Origin of the sequence: Rhodopila sp., from assembly GCF_035548235.1 — a bacterium.
Lineage (GTDB): Bacteria > Pseudomonadota > Alphaproteobacteria > Acetobacterales > Acetobacteraceae > Rhodopila.
Map to the genome: position 1 here is coordinate 1 of NZ_DASZTJ010000135.1, position 16,890 is coordinate 16,890.

At 67.3% G+C, this 16,890-nt stretch carries 18 protein-coding genes; 9 read left to right on the top strand and 9 right to left on the bottom strand.

From position 1 onward, the window contains the following. The 3 genes from VHB27_RS11915 to hpnK all read left to right on the top strand — a co-directional run. Positions 1-814: glycosyltransferase (locus VHB27_RS11915; protein WP_325600603.1), on the top strand; the 814-nt coding region annotated here is incomplete at its 5' end. After that, complete coding sequence (gene hpnJ / locus VHB27_RS11920; protein WP_325600606.1) at positions 811-2,238, top strand: hopanoid biosynthesis associated radical SAM protein HpnJ; 1,428 nt, start codon at positions 811-813, stop codon at positions 2,236-2,238. The genes VHB27_RS11915 and hpnJ, both read left to right, overlap by 4 nt. Positions 2,239-2,367: 129 nt before the next feature. Then, entirely contained in the window at positions 2,368-3,183 is an 816-nt protein-coding gene (gene hpnK / locus VHB27_RS11925) for a hopanoid biosynthesis-associated protein HpnK (RefSeq protein WP_325600634.1), read from the top strand. Between the two features lie 139 nt (positions 3,184-3,322). Here hpnK and VHB27_RS11930 read toward each other — a convergent pair whose 3' ends face one another. From VHB27_RS11930 to pstS, 7 genes are all read right to left on the bottom strand, one after another. Further along, the gene (locus tag VHB27_RS11930) at positions 3,323-3,826 is read right to left on the bottom strand and encodes a flavin reductase family protein (protein ID WP_325600608.1); all 504 of its coding nucleotides are present in this window, start codon (positions 3,824-3,826) and stop codon (positions 3,323-3,325) included. Between the two features lie 38 nt (positions 3,827-3,864). Beyond that, entirely contained in the window at positions 3,865-4,581 is a 717-nt protein-coding gene (gene phoB, locus VHB27_RS11935) for a phosphate regulon transcriptional regulator PhoB (RefSeq protein ID WP_325600610.1), read from the bottom strand. 18 nt (positions 4,582-4,599) lie between these two features. Continuing rightward, positions 4,600-5,319, bottom strand: coding sequence for a phosphate signaling complex protein PhoU (phoU, locus tag VHB27_RS11940; RefSeq protein WP_325600612.1), 720 nt, complete (start codon positions 5,317-5,319; stop codon positions 4,600-4,602). Positions 5,320-5,338: 19 nt separating this feature from the next. Continuing rightward, positions 5,339-6,184, bottom strand: coding sequence for a phosphate ABC transporter ATP-binding protein PstB (pstB, locus tag VHB27_RS11945; protein ID WP_325600614.1), 846 nt, complete (start codon positions 6,182-6,184; stop codon positions 5,339-5,341). A 7-nt stretch (positions 6,185-6,191) separates the two neighbouring features. Then, positions 6,192-7,082 (bottom strand): phosphate ABC transporter permease PstA, encoded by an 891-nt coding sequence (gene pstA / locus VHB27_RS11950; protein ID WP_408903993.1) that lies wholly within the window; start codon positions 7,080-7,082, stop codon positions 6,192-6,194. Positions 7,083-7,089: 7 nt separating this feature from the next. Then, the gene (gene pstC / locus VHB27_RS11955) at positions 7,090-8,067 is read right to left on the bottom strand and encodes a phosphate ABC transporter permease subunit PstC (protein WP_408903994.1); all 978 of its coding nucleotides are present in this window, start codon (positions 8,065-8,067) and stop codon (positions 7,090-7,092) included. A gap of 68 nt (positions 8,068-8,135) precedes the next feature. Continuing rightward, entirely contained in the window at positions 8,136-9,164 is a 1,029-nt protein-coding gene (gene pstS, locus VHB27_RS11960) for a phosphate ABC transporter substrate-binding protein PstS (protein ID WP_325600616.1), read from the bottom strand. Positions 9,165-9,420: 256 nt separating this feature from the next. Here pstS and dut point away from each other — a divergent pair, with 256 nt between their 5' ends. The 5 genes from dut (at position 9,421) to VHB27_RS11985 (ending at position 14,718) form a co-directional block, all read left to right on the top strand. Further along, a complete protein-coding gene (gene dut, locus VHB27_RS11965; protein WP_325600618.1) occupies positions 9,421-9,870 on the top strand; it encodes a dUTP diphosphatase in 450 nt (149 codons plus the stop codon). A 114-nt stretch (positions 9,871-9,984) separates the two neighbouring features. Beyond that, entirely contained in the window at positions 9,985-10,158 is a 174-nt protein-coding gene (locus VHB27_RS11970) for a hypothetical protein (RefSeq protein ID WP_325600620.1), read from the top strand. A gap of 119 nt (positions 10,159-10,277) precedes the next feature. Further along, positions 10,278-11,291, top strand: coding sequence for an alpha/beta fold hydrolase (locus VHB27_RS11975; protein ID WP_325600622.1), 1,014 nt, complete (start codon positions 10,278-10,280; stop codon positions 11,289-11,291). Beyond that, positions 11,288-13,729 carry a hypothetical protein gene (locus tag VHB27_RS11980; protein ID WP_325600624.1) on the top strand — a complete coding sequence of 814 codons (2,442 nt, stop codon included), beginning with the start codon at positions 11,288-11,290 and terminating at the stop codon, positions 13,727-13,729. Before VHB27_RS11975 ends, VHB27_RS11980 begins: the two co-directional genes overlap by 4 nt. After that, entirely contained in the window at positions 13,690-14,718 is a 1,029-nt protein-coding gene (locus VHB27_RS11985) for a protein-L-isoaspartate O-methyltransferase family protein (protein ID WP_325600626.1), read from the top strand. Before VHB27_RS11980 ends, VHB27_RS11985 begins: the two co-directional genes overlap by 40 nt. Before the next feature lie 42 nt (positions 14,719-14,760). Here the strand turns inward: VHB27_RS11985 and VHB27_RS11990 are convergent, their stop codons facing one another. Beyond that, on the bottom strand, positions 14,761-15,111 hold the full coding sequence (locus VHB27_RS11990) for a hypothetical protein (protein WP_325600628.1): 351 nt from the start codon (positions 15,109-15,111) through the stop codon (positions 14,761-14,763). Positions 15,112-15,272: 161 nt separating this feature from the next. Between VHB27_RS11990 and VHB27_RS11995 the strand changes: the two genes are divergently transcribed. Beyond that, positions 15,273-16,349 carry a calcium:proton antiporter gene (locus VHB27_RS11995; protein WP_325600630.1) on the top strand — a complete coding sequence of 359 codons (1,077 nt, stop codon included), beginning with the start codon at positions 15,273-15,275 and terminating at the stop codon, positions 16,347-16,349. A 97-nt stretch (positions 16,350-16,446) separates the two neighbouring features. Here VHB27_RS11995 and VHB27_RS12000 read toward each other — a convergent pair. Next, a partial coding sequence (locus VHB27_RS12000) for a sulfite exporter TauE/SafE family protein (RefSeq protein ID WP_325600632.1) occupies positions 16,447-16,890 on the bottom strand: 444 nt, incomplete at its 5' end.

Below are 16,890 nucleotides of genomic sequence, written 5' to 3' on the forward strand. Positions count from 1 at the left end.
GGACGTGCATGTCAGGCCGGATTACCTGGAAAGCCTGCTGATGGCGCTGGAACAGCCGGGCGTCGGCCTGGTGACCACGCTGTACGCGGGCCTGCCGGCCTCGGCCAACTGGGTGGCGCGGCTGGGTGCGGCGCAGATCACCAGCGGGTTCCTGCCCGGCGCCCTGCTGTCGCGCCGGCTGGGACGCAGCGACTGCCTCGGCGCGACGATGTGCCTGCGCCGCGCCGACCTGGCGCGGATCGGCGGGCTGGAGGCGCTGGTCGATCACCTGGCGGACGACAACGTGCTGGGGCGGCGGATCAAGGGCCTGGGCCTGGCCGTGGCGCTGGCCGACACGCTGGTGCTGACGACGGTGCCCGAGACCGACCCGCGGGCGCTGTTCCGGCACGAGCTGCGGTGGGCGCGGACGATCCGCGCGCTGGAGCCGGCGGGGTTCGCGGCATCGGTGCTGCAGTATCCGCTGTTCTGGGCCTTGCTGGCGGTGCTGCTGGACGGATTCGGACGCTGGTCCCTGGCGGCGTTCCTGATCGCATGGCTGCTGCGCGCGGCGGCGGCGTGGTGGGGGGATCGCGCCCTGGCGCGGCTCTGGCGCGGCGGCGGCGAGTCTGTTCTTGCTTTTTCCTGTCCGCTGGGGCTTTTGCCCATCCGAGACGTCTTGTCCGTCATCGTTCTGCTGGCCAGCTATGGGGGCCGGCAGGTTGACTGGCGGGGCCACGCCTTGCATGCCGATACGCCGGCACGATCTCATGACTCTCGCGACCCCAGAGTGGGTGACCCGAATACGGGCACGACCGAGGATATCAGACCACGATGATGAAGACCCTGTTCCTGCATCCGCCCTCCTTTGACGGGTTCGATGGCGGCGCCGGTTCCCGCTATCAGGCGAAGCGGGAGATCAAATCCTTCTGGTTCCCGACCTGGCTCGCCCAGCCGGCGGCGCTGGTGCCGAACAGCAAGCTGATCGACGCGCCCCCGGCGCGCATCGGCCTGCCCACCGTCACCGCCCAGGCGCGCGATTACGAGCTGTGCATCATCCACACCTCCACCCCGTCCTTCGCCTCGGACGTGAAGGTGGCGGAGACGCTGAAGGCCGCGAACCCGTCGCTGAAGATCGGCTTCGTCGGCGCCAAGGTGGCCGTGCAGCCGGCCGAGAGCCTGGCGCAGGGCGGCGTCATCGACTTCGTCGCGCGCAACGAGTTCGACTTCACCATCAAGGAAGTCGCCGAGGGCCGGGACTGGGGCACGATCGACGGCATCTCCTACCGCAACGGCGCGGGCGTGATCATCCACAACAAGGACCGCGCGACGCTGGAGGACATGGACCAGCTTCCCTTCGTCACCGAGGTCTACAAGCGCGACCTGCGGATCGAGGATTACTTCATCGGCTACCTGATGCACCCGTATGTCTCGCTTTACACGGGACGCGGCTGCAAGTCGCACTGCACGTTCTGCCTGTGGCCGCAGACGGTCGGCGGGCACCGCTACCGGGTGCGCTCGCCCGGCCACGTGGCCGAGGAGATCCGGCTGGCGAAGCAGATGTTCCCCCAGGTGCGGGAGTTCTTCTTCGACGACGACACCTTCACCGACAACGCGCCGCGCGCCGAGGCGATCGCCAGGGAACTCGGCAAGATGGGCGTCACCTGGTCGTGCAACGCCAAGGCGAACGTGCCGCGCGAGACGCTGAAGGTGCTGAAGGACAACGGCCTGCGCCTGCTGCTGGTCGGCTACGAGAGCGGGAACCAGAAGATCCTGCACAACATCAAGAAGGGCATGCGGATCGAGGTCGCGCGCAAGTTCACCCAGGACTGCCACGACCTGGGCATCAAGATCCACGGCACCTTCATCCTGGGCCTGCCGGGCGAGACGAAAGAGACGATCGAGGAGACGATCAGGTTCGCCACCGACATCAACCCGCACACGATCCAGGTGTCCCTGGCCGCGCCCTATCCCGGCACGTTCCTGCACAAGCAGGCGGTGGAGAACGGCTGGCTCGACGCCGACCACGCGGAACTGGTGGACGACAGCGGCATCCAGATCGCGCCGCTGCACTATCCGCACCTGTCGCACACCGAGATCTTCGACAATGTCGAGACGTTCTATAAGCGCTTCTATTTCCGCGCGCCGAAGATCGCCTCGATCGTCGGCGAGATGGTGCGCAGCCCGCAGATGATGAAGCGCCGGCTGCGGGAAGGGGTGGAGTTCTTCCAGTTCCTGCGGGAGCGGCACAACGCGGCATAGGGCGTGCGTTGTCGGGGCATCTCCCCGGCACAGCGGCCGCTCCCGTCTTGGCCGGGCGTGTCCCGGCCACGCGCTCGCCGCCGGTGAAGCGTGGATGGCCGGGACGCGCCCGGCCATGACGGTTGGATGATGAAACGCATCACCACCACCGCCGACGATTTCGGCCTGACCGGCGCGGTCAACGCGGCGGTCGAGCAGGCGCACCGGGCCGGCTGCCTTCATGCCGCCAGCCTGATGGTCGCGGCGCCGGCGGCGTCGGAGGCGGTCCGCATCGCGCGGGCGAACCCCGGTCTCCGGGTCGGGCTGCATCTGGTGGTCATCGAAGGCCCGGCCGTCCTGCCACCCGGCGCCATCCCGGACCTGGTCGGCGCCGACGGGCAGTTTCCCTCCGACCAGCTTGGTCTCGGCGTCAACTACTTCTTCCGCCCTGCGATCCGCCGCCAACTCGAAGCCGAAATCCGCGCCCAGTTCGACGCGTTCGCTCGTACCGGCCTGACGCTGGATCACGTCAACGCCCACAAGCACATGCACCTGCACCCGACGGTGGGCGCGATGCTGCTGCGGATCGGGCGCGACTATGGCCTGCGCCGCATCCGCGTGCCGGCGGAGCCGCCTGCGGTGATGCAGGCCTGCGGCGAGACGGTCGGCGCCGGGGCCAAGGCCCTGTTCGCCTGGACCCGGCTGCTGCGCCGGCAGGCCGAACGGGCAGGGGTCTCGGTGAACGACCATTGCTTTGGCCTGGCGTGGTCGGGGCACATGACCACCGACCGGGTCCGGCGTCTGCTCGACCACCTGCCGGACGGCGATAGCGAGGTCTACTTCCACCCCGCCGCCCGGCGCGACGCCGCGATCGCGCGGCTGATGCCGGACTATGAGCACGAGGCGGAGCTTGCCGCCCTGCTGGACCCGGCCGTCTGCCGTTCGGTGGAGGCCGTGACGGCTTGACGCTGTCCTGGCGCAGGACGACCTCGCTGTCGCCCGGTCGTCATGCGCCCGGTCGTCATGCGCCCGGTCGTCATGCGTCAGGTCCTTGCTTGATCGCGCGATTCAGACCGGCGGCGGTTCCGCCTTCGGTCGTCGCGCCCTAGCCGCCGTAGAAGACGGTTTCGCCCAGGTCCTTCATTTCCAGGATGGCGGCGTCAGGCCGGCCTTCGATGGGTTTCGGCAGGTGCGCCTCGGTCACCTCGGCGACGACGATGTGGTGGTCGCCCATCTCGACGATCTGCTTCACCGAACATTCCACGGCGGCGATCGCCGCATCCAGGATCGGGGTCCCGTTCGCGCCGGCATGGAAGGCCTGGCCGGAGATCTTGCCGTCTTCCAGCTTGGCGGGCTTGAAGAAGGTGAAGGCCAGTCCTTTCTGGTCCTTCGACAGCATGTTCAGCGCGAAGCGTCCGGTGCCCTTGACGACGGTATGCGCGCCCGAGTCCGCCTTGACGCCGACGACGACCAGCGGCGGCGCGAAGGAGCCTTGCGTGACCCAATTGACCGTCGCCGCGCCGATATTGCCTTTGCCGTCATCGGCGGTCAGCACGTAAATCCCGTAGGGGATCATCCGCAGCGCGGTCTTCTTGGCGTCGGCATCCATGGTCTTTCCTCCTGGTCAGGCGGTTCGCGCCCGGGAGGTTACAGCGGTTCGGTATCCAGCGCATACCCCGCGGTGCGCACGGTCCGCACGACGTCCAGTTCGTCCGGTCCGTTCAGCGACTTCCGCAGCCGGCGGATATGCACGTCGACCGTCCGCGGCTCCACATGGATGTCCGGACCCCAGACGGCGTCCAGCAGCTCCTCGCGCGAGAACACCCGGCGCGGATGCTGCATCAGGAATTCCAGCAGGCGGAATTCCGTCGGACCCAGGTGAACGCGCCGTTCATTTCGTGTGATACGATGCGACGCGAGGTCCATCTCGATATCGTGGAACGTCAGTTGTCCCTTCACCGGCACGGCGTTACTGCGCCGTAACAAGGCCCGCATCCGAGCGAGGAGGGCCTCGAGGTTGAAGGGCTTGGTGATGTAGTCGTCGGCGCCGGTGTTCAGCGCGCGCACGGCATCCTGGTCCTCGGTCCGGGCGGTCACCATGATCACCGGCAGGTCGCGCGTGGCGGGGCGGCGGCGGATCTGGCGGCAGACCTCGATCCCCGACATCGCGGGCAGCATCCAGTCCAGCAGCACAAGGTCGGGCTGGGCTTCGGAAATCCGGGTCAATGCCTCTTGCCCATCGGCCGCTTCCTCGACCCGGAAGCCCTGCTTTTCCAGGTTGTAGCGCAGCATGGTCGCGAGTGGCGCTTCGTCCTCGACCACAAGGACGAGGGGCTTGGTCAGGGTGGACGCGCTGTCGAGCATCGCTGTGATCTTCCCTGCTTATTCCTTCGGGCGAACCACGGCATAGGCGGAGGAGTCGCCCTTGGGTCGCATGTCCGGAAGCACTTCGCCTTCCACGGCATAGTAGACCGTCTCGGCGATATTAGTGGCGTGGTCGCCGATTCGCTCGAGGTTCTTGGCGATGAACAACAAATGTGTACACGGCGTGATGTTGCGCGGATCTTCCATCATGTAGGTGATCAGCTCGCGGAACAGCGCGTTGTAGATGTCGTCGACGACGCGGTCCGACCGCCATACCTCGACGGCCTTCTCGCTGTCGCTGGTGCCCAGCGCGTCGATGATCGACTTCAACTGGTCCTGCACCAGGTGCGCCATGTGCGCGACGCCCGCCAGCGAGTAGGGGAAGGAGAACTGGCCGAGGACGATGCTGCGCTTGGCGACGTTGGCGGCGTAGTCGCCGATGCGCTCGATATCGCCGGTGATCTTCAAGGCCGCGACGATCATGCGCAGGTCCGCCGCCATCGGCTGGCGCAGCGCCAGCATGCGGATGACGAAGGCCTCGATGTCGCGTTCCAGCGCGTCGACTTTCGGATCGTCGCTGACCACCGCGGTCGCCGCCGTCGAATCGCGGTCCAGGATCGCCTGGGCGGCCATGGCAAGCTGGTTCTCCACGATGCCGCCCATCTCGGTCAGCATGTCGCGCAGCTTCTTCAGGTCGTTATCGAAACTCTTGACCAGGTGTTCCTGTGTGTCAGCCATGACTGCGGTACCTCGTTTCTCAGCCAAACCGGCCGGTGACGTATTCCTGCGTGCGCTTCTGTTTGGGGGAGGTGAAGATCTCCGCCGCAGGGGCGCATTCCACCATCTCGCCCAGGTAGAAGAACGCCACCTGGTCGGCGCAGCGTGCCGCCTGCTGCATGTTGTGGGTGACGATCGCGATGGTGAAATCGTGCTTCAGCTCGTCGATCAGCTCTTCGATCTTCAGGGTGCTGATCGGGTCCAGCGCGCTGGTCGGCTCGTCGAGCAGGATGACCTCGGGCCGCACGGCGATGGTGCGCGCGATGCACAGGCGCTGCTGCTGGCCGCCCGACAATCCGGTCGCCGAGGTGTGCAGGCGGTCGTTCACCTCCGCCCACAACGCCGCCCGGGTCAGCGACCATTCGACGCGTTCGTCCATCGCCGCCTTGGAAAGTCTCTCATGCAACTTCACGCCGAAGGCGATGTTGTCGTAGATCGACATCGGGAACGGCGTCGGCTTCTGGAACACCATCCCGATCCGCGCGCGCAGCGCGTTCAGGTCGATCTTGGGATCGATCAGGTTGACGCCGTCCATCATGACCTCACCCTCTGCCCGCTGGCCGGGATAGAGGTCGTACATCCGGTTCAGCACCCGCAGCAGCGTGGACTTGCCGCAGCCGGACGGGCCGATCATGCCGGTGACCTGCCGTTCCGGCAAATCGAGCTGGATCCCCTTCAGCGCCTTGTGGTCGCCATAGTAGAAATCGAGGTTGCGCACGGCGATGCGCGGCTGGTTGATATGGGCGCTCGCCCGCGCCTGCACGCCGCCAAAGCTTGCGGATTGACCGTTCGCTTGCGCCTGGCTGGGTTCAGCGGTTGAACTCATTCTGTCCTCATTTTCCCCGGTTCAGCAGAAGCCGGGCCCCGATATTGATGGCAAGAACGCCCAGGGTGATCAGCAGCGCGCCGACCCAGGCGAGTTGGACCCAATCGTCGAACGCCGACCCGGCGTATTGGTAGATGGTGACGGGCAGGCTGGCCATGGGCTGGGTCATGGAGATCGACCAGTTGAGGTTGCCCAGGCTGGTGAACAAGAGCGGCGCCGTCTCGCCCGCGATGCGCGCGATCGCCAGCAGGACGCCGGTCACGATGCCGTCCATCGCCGAACGGTAGCAGATCAGGACGATCACCTTCCATTTCGGCGCGCCGAGGCCGATCGCGGCCTCCCGCAGCGCGGGGCTGATCAGGCGCAGCATGTCCTCGGTCGTGCGCACCACGATCGGGACGACGATCACCGCCAGCGCGACGCAGCCGGCGAAGCCCGAGAAGCCGCCGAACGGCTCGACGACGATCGCATAGACGAACAGCCCGATCAGGATCGACGGCGCCGACAGCAGCACGTCGGAGACGAACCGCACCGCGCCGGCGAGCGGCGAGTCGCGGCCGTATTCCGCCAGGTAGGTGCCGACCATCAGCCCGATCGGCGTGCCGATGACGGTGCCCGCGGCGGTCTGGATCAGGGTGCCCACGATCGCGTTCAGCAACCCGCCGTTCGATCCTGGCGGCTTGGTGGAGGTGGTGAACACCACCAGCGACAGGCCGGCCATGCCGCGCCAGACCAAGGTGAACAGGATCGAGCCCAGCAGAACCAGGCCGAGGATGGTGGCCAGGATGCAGAACAGCTTGACGATCGTGTTCACCCGGTGCCGGCGGCGGCCCAGCATCAGGGCCACTCTGGCGTTCTTGGCGGGGCCGGGAACGGCGGAAGCGACGGTCGCGCTCATGTGACGGTCAGACTTTCAGGCGCGGGCGCAGCAGGCTGCGCGAAATCGCCAGGACGATGAAGGAGATCACGAACAGGATCAGGCCCAGCGCCAGCAGGGAGGACAGCTTCAGGCTGCCCGCCGGGCTTTCCGGAAACTCCAGCGCCACCAGGGACGCGATGGTGTTCCCCGAGGCGAACAGGTTCGGCGAGATATGGTTCGCGTTCCCGATCACGAACGTCACCGCCATCGTCTCACCCAGCGCTCGGCCCAGCCCCAGCATGATGCCGCCGATGACCGAGGCGCGGGTATAGGGCAGCACGATCGACCGCATGACCTCCCAGGTCGTGCAGCCGACGCCATAGGCGGATTCCTTGAAGACGGGCGGCACCGTCTCGAACACGTCGCGCATCGTCGCGGCGATGAAGGGGACGACCATCACCGTCAGCACCAGGGCGGCGGTGAAGACGCCGGTGCCGAAGGGCGGACCGGCGAAGACGTCCTGCAGGACCGGGATGCCGTCGAACGCATTGATCAGCGTCGGCTCGAAATACTGCGACATCAGCGGGACGATCACGAAGAAGCCCCACATGCCGTAGATGATGGACGGCACGGCGGCCAGCAGTTCGATCGCGATCCCCACCGGGCGGCGCAGCCAGCCGGGCGCGAGTTCGGTCAGGTAGAAGGCGATGCCGAAGGCGATCGGCACGGCGAGCAGCAGCGCCAGCACGGCGGTGACCAGGGTGCCGACGACGGGCACGGCGGCGCCGAAGATCTGGTGCACCGGGTCCCAAGCCGCGGAAAACAGGAAGCCGACGCCGAACCGGCGCAGCGCGGGCAGGCCGCCGATCAGCAGCGACAGGATCAGGCTCCCCAGCACCAGCAGCACCAGGACGCCGGCGGCACGGACGGCGAACGCGAAAATCCCGTCACCCGGACGGGACCGTCCCCGCATCAGCGATGCGGTCGGAAGCGAGGGAGCGGCGACGGCTTGTTGCACGTGTATACGGTCCTTTGGGAGAAGCCGGTCCGGCGAGGCGATCGCGGGACCGGCCGGTCGTTCGGCTCAGGCGATCACATCGTGCCCGGGACGGACTTCCAGGCCGCGCGGATCGATTCCTGGACCTTCTTGGGCAGCGGAATGTAGAGCAGGTCCTTGGCGATGGTGTCGCCGTTGGTGAAGCCCCAATCGAAGAACTTCTTCACCGACGCGCTCTGGTTGGCGTCCTTCGGGTCCAGCGGCAGCAGCACGAACGTCGCGGACTCGATCGGCCAGCTTGCGGCGCCCGGCTCGTCGTTCAGGTTGATGGCGAAGTTCTGGACCTTCGACCAGTCGGCGTTGGCGGCGGCGGCCTCGAACGCTTCCATCGTCGGGGCGACGAACTTGCCGGCCTTGTTCTTCAGCAGCGCCGTCGTCAGGTGGTTCTGCGTGGCATAGGCGCTTTCGTCATAGCCGATGCCGCCGGGGATCTGCTTGACCGAACCGGCGACGCCGTCGCTGCCCTTCGCGCCCTGGCCGACCGGCCAGGCGACGGAGGTCGAAGCGCCGACCTTCGACGCCCATTCCGGGCTCTGCTTGCCCAGGTAGTCGGTGAACACGAACGTCGTGCCCGACCCGTCAGCGCGGTGCACCGGCGCGACTGCCAGGCTGGGCAGCTTCAGGCCGGGGTTCACCGCGGCGATCTTCGGATCGTTCCACTTGGTGATGGTGCCCATGTAGATGTCGGCCAGGATCGGGCCGGTCAGCTTCAGCTCGTTCGGCTTGATGCCGGGCAGGTTGACGATGATGTCGACGCCGCCGATCACCGTCGGGAACTGCATCAGCTTGTGCTGGGTCAGGTCAGGGCCCTGCAGCGGCATGTCGGACGCGCCGAAATCGACCGTGCGGTTGTTGACCTGGTTGATGCCGGCGCCGGACCCGATGGCCTGGTAGTTCAGCTTGATGCCGGTCTTCGCGCTGGAGGCGTCGCCCCACTTCGCATAGATCGGCGCGGCGAACGTGGAGCCCGCACCGGTGATCTGCTGAGCCGATGCGGCGCCCGTCGTCGCGGCGACGGCAAAGCCGGCCAGGCCAAGGGCCAAGGCCGTTGTGGCGAATTTCATTGATAAACCTCCTTCGGAGTCTGTTCTGGCCCGGATCGTATCGGAGTCGGTTGGCGTCTTGCCGGTCCGGGGCGGCGGCAACCTAGGCGCGGGCTGTGAAACGAAGATTGCAGTTTGATGAAGGTTCGATGACAGTCGCTCGTCGGATGGCCGCCCTCGCGCCAGGGCAAATCGGCCTCGGCCCTTATTTTTTTGACGGCGGGCAAATATGCAAGCCCCCTTGCCCTGACCGGCGGGCGGACCGCACTGTGTCATCATGCTGTTACCGATCAAAGTGAAGCGCCTGCCGCACGCGCGGGACCTGCCGCTGCCTGCCTATGCCACCGACGGCGCCGCCGGGATGGACCTTCTGGCCGCCGTCGGCGATCCGGTCGCCATCGCCCCCGGCCAGCGGGCGCTGATCCCCACGGGCCTGACAATCGCCCTGCCGGAGGGTCATGAACTCCAGGTCCGCCCCCGGTCCGGCCTCGCGCTGCGCCACGGGATCATGCTGCCGAACACGCCCGGCACGATCGATGAGGATTACCGGGGCGAGGTCCAGGTCATCGTCATCAACCTGGGGCAGGAGCCGTTCACCGTCACGCGCGGCATGCGCATCGCCCAGGCGGTGCTGGCGCCGGTGGTACGCGGGCAATGGGTGGAGGTCGAGTCGCTGGAAGACACGAGTCGCGGGTCGGGCGGTTTCGGTAGCACGGGCTCCGCCTGAGGGTCGAAGGGTGATCACGGTTTTGTGATCAGTTTACAACCACCAGTAGATTAAAATTTCTTTGAGTTACCAAAGGTAGTTCAGGATAAAGTGGTCTCCCTCAAGGAGACCTTCATGGCAACCGGCTTCGCCGAACCTCACGACCTCCCGGCGTCAGACGAAGGTTTCCCCAGCACGGACGTCGCGCCCCCCGATCTGCATGCGCCCATGCGGGGCATCCTGATCGCCATGGCGTTGTCGATCCCGATCTGGATGGTGATAGGGCTCGTCGTCTACCTGATGATCTGACGACGGGTTGCCCGGGTTCCCCCCTTTTGTGGCCCGTCCCGCAAACCCGCGCTGCAACCCCCGGGACACGGTCGGCGATTTGTGTTGACAGAGGCTGATTCGGCGCTGTCCACCAGGGTATGGTCCGAGCGCTCGTCCTGGTCTGCCTGCTCTGTTCGCAACTGCTGGCGCAGGCGCTGACCGGTCCGGCGTTCGCCTATCCTTCCCGCACGCAGGCCAGGCACGCGGTCGCCGCCCCGCACGGGGTGGACTGCCAGAAGGGCAGGCCGGTGCTGCCGGGCCACACCGCAGCCTCCAGCGAGGCATGCCGTCCCAGCACGCCGATCCGGGGCCGGTATGCGGACCGGTATTTCGTGACGAGCGATGGCGTGCGGCTGCATTATCTGGAGGGCGGGGCGAACCATCCGCACACGGTCGTGTTCATTCCCGGATGGACCATGCCCGCTTGGATCTGGATGGCGCAGCTTGACGCCCTCTCCGCGCGTTATCACACGATCGCCTTCGACCCGCGCGGGCAGGGGGAATCCGCCGTGCCGGCCGAAGGATATGAACCGACGCGCCGCGGGCGCGACATCCGCGAACTGCTGGACCACCTCGACACCGCTCCGGCGGTCGTCGTCGCCTGGTCGCTGGGTGTGCTGGATACGCTGGCGATGATCCATGTCACCGGCGATCGCGGGGTCGCCGGGCTTGTGCTGGTGGACAATTCGGTGGGCGAGGAACCGCCGCCGACGCCTTCGCCTGCCGCCAGGGTGGCGCATCGCGGCCCGCCGCTCGATCACGCGGCCTTCATGTATCGTTTCGTCGCGGGGATGTTCCATCGCCGCCAGCCGCAAGCGTACCTCACCCGGCTGACGGCGGCGACGCTGCGCACGCCGGAATTCGCCAGCCGGCTGCTGCTGGCGTATCCGGTGCCGCGGACATATTGGCGCGAGGCCGTCTATGCGACCTCCGTGCCTTTACTGTATTGCATCCGGCCGACTTGGCTGGCGCAGGGGGAGAACCTGTTACGGAAACGACCCGATACGGAGATGGAGGTGTTCGCGGATGCGGGCCATGCCCTGTTCATCGATGACGCCCCCCGCTTCAACGCCGGCCTGATCCAGTTCCTGCGTCAGAAAGTCTGGCCGTGAACCTGCTGCCGCTGTTTCTGGTTTCCTTCGCGACCGTTGGCTATGAAACCGCGTTGACCCGCTATTTCGCGATCGCGAAATGGTCCGAATACGGCTACTGGGTCATTTCGATGGTGATGGTCGGCTTCGCCTTCAGCGGCGTTGCCCTGGCACTGTGGCGCGACGCGCTGGCGCGGCGGGCGGACCGGCTGTTCGCCGCCCTGCCGCCGGTGCTGGTGATCGCCGCCGCGCTTGGCTACCACTTCACCATCGTCAATCCGTTCAATCCGCTGCAACTGCAGAATCCGGTGACCTGGGCGGACCAGCTTTGGAACATCGCCGGGTACTATGCCGCGCTGCTGCCGTTCTTCTTCCTTGCCGGCCTGTTCATCGGGCTGAGCTTCATCCGCTATTCGGACCGGATCGGACCGGTCTATGCCGCCGACCTCGCGGGCGCGGGGGCGGGCGCCGCCGGCATCCTGGCGCTGATGTACGTCGTCCAGGGGTTCCACCTGGTGCCGTTCCTGCTGCTGCCGCTCGCCCTGGCCGGGCCGCTGGCGCGCAACCCGTACCGGCGCGTCTCGGGCGGCGCGGCGGTGCTGGCGCTGGTCGCGTGCGAGGCGCTGATGGTGTTCGGTCCGCAGGCCGCCTACAACGAGTTCAAGGCGATCTACGCCCCGCTGCACACGCCGGACGCCAAGGTCCTGGCCAGCATCGTCTCGCCGCGCGGCGAGTATCAACTGCTCGACGATTTCACCGAACGCGTCGACACCGATATCTCCAACAACGCCGGCATGATGGGCATTCCCGGGCCGCCGCGCAGCTTCGGCCTGTACAAGGACGGCAACCGCATCGCGTCGCTGCCGATGCCGGGTCCGATCGACACCGGGTATGCCGGGGCCGCGCTCGATGCGCTGCCGTATCTGATGATCCCGCATGCGCGCACGATGCTGATCGGCGGGTCCGGCGGGTTCCGCCCGGCGGAGGTCAGGCGGCTGGCGGCGTCCCAGGTCCGGGTCCTGGAGCCGGAGCCGGAGTTGTACCGGATCCTGCGGTCCGGCATGGGCGCGGTGCCGGGGGCCGAGATCCGGCCCGACCTGAAGGTGACGAACCTCTCGCCGCTCGCCGATACCCGCGCCAACGTCTACGACGTGATCGACGTGTCGTCCGACTTCCTCGACGCGGCCGAGACCAATGCGACGGCCTTCAGCAAGGAGGCGCTGGTCGGCTACATGCGGATGCTGGCGCCGAACGGGATCGTTTCAATCCCGGTCTCGATCCGCGATTTCCCCGTCTATGCCTTGCGCATGCTGTCGACCGTCCGTTCGGCGCTGCTGTCGATGGGGATCACCGATGTGCCCGGCCATGTCCTGGCCTATCGGTCTGCCTGGGACGTCCGCATCCTCATCACCCGCGATGCCTGGTCCCCCCAACGCATCGCCGAGGCTCGGACATTCTGCGACGACCGGTCCTTCGACATCGTCTGGTATCCGGGCTTCGACGCCGCGAAGGCGCGGGCGGACCTGTATAACGACTTGCCGGCGGTGTCCTTCGACAAGGGCGAGGTGACCGCCAGCGGCCCCGACGACGCCATCGCCGATGAGGCGAAGGCGGAACTGAGCGGGCAGCCGACGACGTCGGACCGTCAGTTCAACCTCAGCCCGATCACCCTCGACCGCCCGTTCTTCTATGCCGTGCTGCGCCTGGACAGGCTGGGCACCATCCTCAAGCGCCTGGAGATCCTGCCGCAGCAGGAAATCGGGGCGCTGGTCAACGTCGCGGTGCTGGCGCAGGCGGCGGTGATCGCGGTGCTGGTGCTGCTGGTGCCCGTACTGGCACCGAAACGGATCCGCGTGCCGCGCGCCGGGCTGCTGCGTTCGGTGATCTACTTCCCGGCGCTGGCGCTGGGGTTCCTGTTCATCGAAATCTATCTGATCGAGAAAGCGAGCTTCTGGTTCGGCGACCGCATCAGCAGCTTCGCCGTGGTGCTGACCGGGATGCTGGTGTTCTCCGGCCTCGGCAGCCTGTTGAGCGACCGCATGACCGCCTGGCCGCGCGCCGGCGTGGGAATCGCCGTCCTGGTCGTGCTCGCCTGGTGCGCGGGGGTCTATGTCCTGCTGCAGCCGGTGATGCTTGCGACGATGGAATGGAGCATGGCGACTCGGGTGGGGCTGCTGCTGATGGTGATCGCGCCGGCCTCGATCTGCCTGGGGATGCCGTTCCCGCTGGGGCTGGGCCAGGCGGGCTCGACCGGGTTCCTCCCCTGGGCCTGGGGCCTGAACGGGGCGTTCTCGGTGGTGGCGACGCCGCTTGCCAACCTGATCGCGCGCGAGGCTGGTTTCAGTTGGGTTCTTTTGTGTTCCGCGGCGCTTTATGGCACAGCGTGGCTCACTTTTCCGGCAATGAGGAAGACAAGGGTTTGGCAAGAGATCGCAGCACCATCACACGCCGCGGAGTGATCGCGTCCGCCACGGCGTCCTTGGTCCCCGCCCTTGCCAGGGCGGCGGCCGCGCCGGCCTGGACGAAGGCGGCCTATGAGCAGGCGATGCGCGAATCCGGACGGCCGGTCAGCCTGACGGACTCGCAGTTCGATGCCATCCAGAAGCGCAAGCCGGCGGCCATGAAGCTGATCGAGCAATACCTGAAGACGCATTTCGGCGCCGCCGATCCCGCCGTCATGGCGGCATTCCAGGCGGTTCCCCGCGAATATTTCCATTACGATTACGCCGCGCGCCGCGCGGAGCCGGGCGATGCCTATGAAGCGACGCCGAAGCCCTGGGCGATCGGCTATGGCTCCGCGTTGTCGGATTACCTGGGCCAAGCCTACATGACCCAGATCTGCAAGCCGGCGCCCGGCGAGGTCACGCTGGAGATCGGCACCGGCAGCGGCTTCCAGTCCAGCCTGCTGTCGCGCATCGTCAAGACCGCCTATTCCATCGAGATCATCGAGCCGCTGGGCAAGGCCGTTTCCCACATCTTCACGCCGCTGGGCTACGACAATGTCCATACAAGGGTCGGGGACGGGTATTACGGCTGGCCCGAGGTCCAGGGCGGGTTCGACATCATCATCGTCACCTGCGCCGCGACCTTCGCGCCGCCCGACCTGTTCAAGCAGCTCAAGCCCGGCGGGCGGATGATCATCCCCATCGGCCAGCCGTTCAAGCGCGGCCAGGTGCTGTACGTCTATACAAAGGACGCCGAGGGCAAGATCCACTCGCGGCGCGACATCGGCGTGTTCTTCATCCCGATGCGCGGCGCGATCGAACGGAGCGCGCCGGTCCGGCCGGAGGTCGTGTCGGACCGGCACCCGGCGGCGGATGCGGCGGTCAAGGGCGACGTCGCCCCGCCGTCGATGCCGTCGGCGCCTGAGAAGAGCGATGCTGCCCCCGCACCGCAACCGGCCCCGGACGCCGCGGTCAAAAGCGACTCGGAGCCTGCGAAGCAATAGCGGGCCGCCGCGGCGCGTCGGTCAGGCGCGGCCGCACGGCAGTCAGCCGGGCGATGCCGCACGCCGGGCGAGCGGGCGGGCCGGGGTCAGCATGGCGGCGGCAGCCATCGCCAGCAGAAGGCCGCGGGGCGCGGCGAGCTTCACGTCGCCATGCCGCCACTCATTGGCGAGCACCACCGCCGAGGCGGCCAGCAGCACCGCGCCGCCGAGGCCCCTCGTCGCGCGGGGCACCAGCAGCAGCCCGCCGGCGACTTCCGCCACGCCGAGCGCCTCCACGGCGCAGCGCGACCAGCCCAGACGGTTGAACAGCCTGCGATAGCCGGTCAGCCCGTAAAGCTTGTCGCCGCCGGCCAGCGCCACGCCGGCGCCGAAGATGGGGAACACGTAGGACATGGCGAAACTCCTTCGCCGGAAAGAACGCCCCGTGCCGGTCCGCGTTGCGTGGGCCGTCGCGTCATCCGGGCCTGGCCCCGCGACGGTCATGTACGCCTCGCCGCCGGGACGTGCTATGCCGGTCGCGCCGCTTGATGACGCCTGCAAGGATTCAAAGACTGATGCTTCGAGTTCGCCTTGTTCCGTGGACCTGGCTCGTTCCGCTGGTGGGCTGGGCGATGCTGGCGGCGGCGAAGCTGAGCCACCATCCGGTGCTGCTGGTGCTGGAAGGCGTCAGCATGATCGGCTGCGTCCTGGCGGCGGTGCATCACGCCGAGGTCGTGGCCCATAAGGTAGGCGAACCGTTCGGCACCCTGTTGCTGGCGCTGGCCGTGACGATCATCGAGGTGGCGCTGATCGTCTCCCTGATGCTCAGCGGCGGCGAAGCCACGGCGTCGCTGGCGCGCGACACGGTGTTCGCGTCCGTCATGATCATCCTGAACGGGATGGTGGGAATCTGCCTGCTGGTCGGCGGGATCCGGCACGGCGAGCAGTCATTCGGGCTGTACGGCGTGAACGCGACGCTGGCGGCGCTGGCGGCGATCTCCGTCATCACGCTTGTCCTGCCGAACGCGACGGTCACCACGCCGGGCCCCAGCTATTCCATGAGCCAGCTTGGCTTTGTCGCTGTCGCCTCCCTGCTGCTCTATGCCGCGTTCGTGCTGGTGCAGACCGTCCGCCACAGGGACTACTTCCTGCCGGATGGGGGGTCGTTTCACGCGGCCGCCGATCACACGCCGAGCGGGGCGGAAACGGCAGTGAGCGCGGGGCTGATGGTCGTGAGCCTGGTCGCGGTGGTCCTGCTCGCGAAGATGCTGGCGCCGTCGATCGAGGCCGGGGTCGATCGCGCCAACGCGCCCAAGGCGCTGGTCGGCGTGATCATCGCGGTGATCGTGCTGCTGCCCGAGAGTATCGCCGCGCTGAAGGCGGCGCGGGCCAACCGGCTGCAGACCAGCCTGAACCTGGCGCTGGGGTCGGCGATGGCGTCCATCGGGCTGACGATCCCGGCGGTGGCGGCGATTTCGATCGCAACGGGCTGGACGCTGGTCCTGGGGCTGGACCTGCGGGAGACGATCCTGCTGGGCCTGTCGTTGCTGGTGTCGACGCTGTCTCTGGGGACCGGCCGGACGATCGGGCTTCAGGGCATGATCCACCTGGTCATCTTCGGGGTGTACCTGTTCACCACGGCGATTCCCTGAAGGGACAAGGCGGAAGGGACAAGGCTGACGGGACAAGGCTGACGGGACAAGGCTGGCGGGGGCTGGGCTGACGAGGGTGGGGCTGACGGGGGGCGCTTCAGCCTCGATACAGCATATAGGCGGCGACGACGAAGACGAAGCCGGCGAACACCTTGTTCAGCATCGCCTTGCGGCCGGCGAGCCTTCGGGTCAAGGCCATGCCCAGCGCGCCGCCCACGAAGCCGCCCACGATGTATTCCGCGGCCACCACCCAGTCGACGAGGCCCGACGCGCCATAGCTGATGGCGGTGGTGAGGCCGAAGGCGCCAACGGCGAGCAGCGAGGAGCCGATCGCGCAGATCATCGGCATGCCGGTCGCGAACACCAGTCCGGGGACGATCAGGAAGCCGCCGCCGATTCCGAAGAAGCCCGACATGGCCCCGACACCGAACGCCGTGCCGATCAACGGCCACTGGTTGCGCGACGCCGGTTCCCACAGCGAGCAGGCCTGCCCGCCCGTTCCCAGCCCGCCCTTTCCCGGCCCGCCCATTCCCCGCCCGCC

Bases quoted from the DNA above. Each gene is read 5' to 3' on its own strand.
- hpnJ (WP_325600606.1), top strand. From the start codon at position 811: ATGATGAAGACCCTGTTCCTGCATCCGCCCTCCTTTGACGGGTTCGAT.
- hpnK (WP_325600634.1), top strand. From the start codon at position 2,368: ATGAAACGCATCACCACCACCGCCGACGATTTCGGCCTGACCGGCGCG.
- VHB27_RS11930 (WP_325600608.1), bottom strand. From the start codon at position 3,826: ATGGATGCCGACGCCAAGAAGACCGCGCTGCGGATGATCCCCTACGGG.
- phoB (WP_325600610.1), bottom strand. From the start codon at position 4,581: ATGCTCGACAGCGCGTCCACCCTGACCAAGCCCCTCGTCCTTGTGGTC.
- phoU (WP_325600612.1), bottom strand. From the start codon at position 5,319: ATGGCTGACACACAGGAACACCTGGTCAAGAGTTTCGATAACGACCTG.
- pstB (WP_325600614.1), bottom strand. From the start codon at position 6,184: ATGAGTTCAACCGCTGAACCCAGCCAGGCGCAAGCGAACGGTCAATCC.
- pstA (WP_408903993.1), bottom strand. From the start codon at position 7,082: ATGAGCGCGACCGTCGCTTCCGCCGTTCCCGGCCCCGCCAAGAACGCC.
- pstS (WP_325600616.1), bottom strand. From the start codon at position 9,164: ATGAAATTCGCCACAACGGCCTTGGCCCTTGGCCTGGCCGGCTTTGCC.
- dut (WP_325600618.1), top strand. From the start codon at position 9,421: ATGCTGTTACCGATCAAAGTGAAGCGCCTGCCGCACGCGCGGGACCTG.
- VHB27_RS11970 (WP_325600620.1), top strand. From the start codon at position 9,985: ATGGCAACCGGCTTCGCCGAACCTCACGACCTCCCGGCGTCAGACGAA.
- VHB27_RS11975 (WP_325600622.1), top strand. From the start codon at position 10,278: ATGGTCCGAGCGCTCGTCCTGGTCTGCCTGCTCTGTTCGCAACTGCTG.
- VHB27_RS11990 (WP_325600628.1), bottom strand. From the start codon at position 15,111: ATGTCCTACGTGTTCCCCATCTTCGGCGCCGGCGTGGCGCTGGCCGGC.
- VHB27_RS11995 (WP_325600630.1), top strand. From the start codon at position 15,273: ATGCTTCGAGTTCGCCTTGTTCCGTGGACCTGGCTCGTTCCGCTGGTG.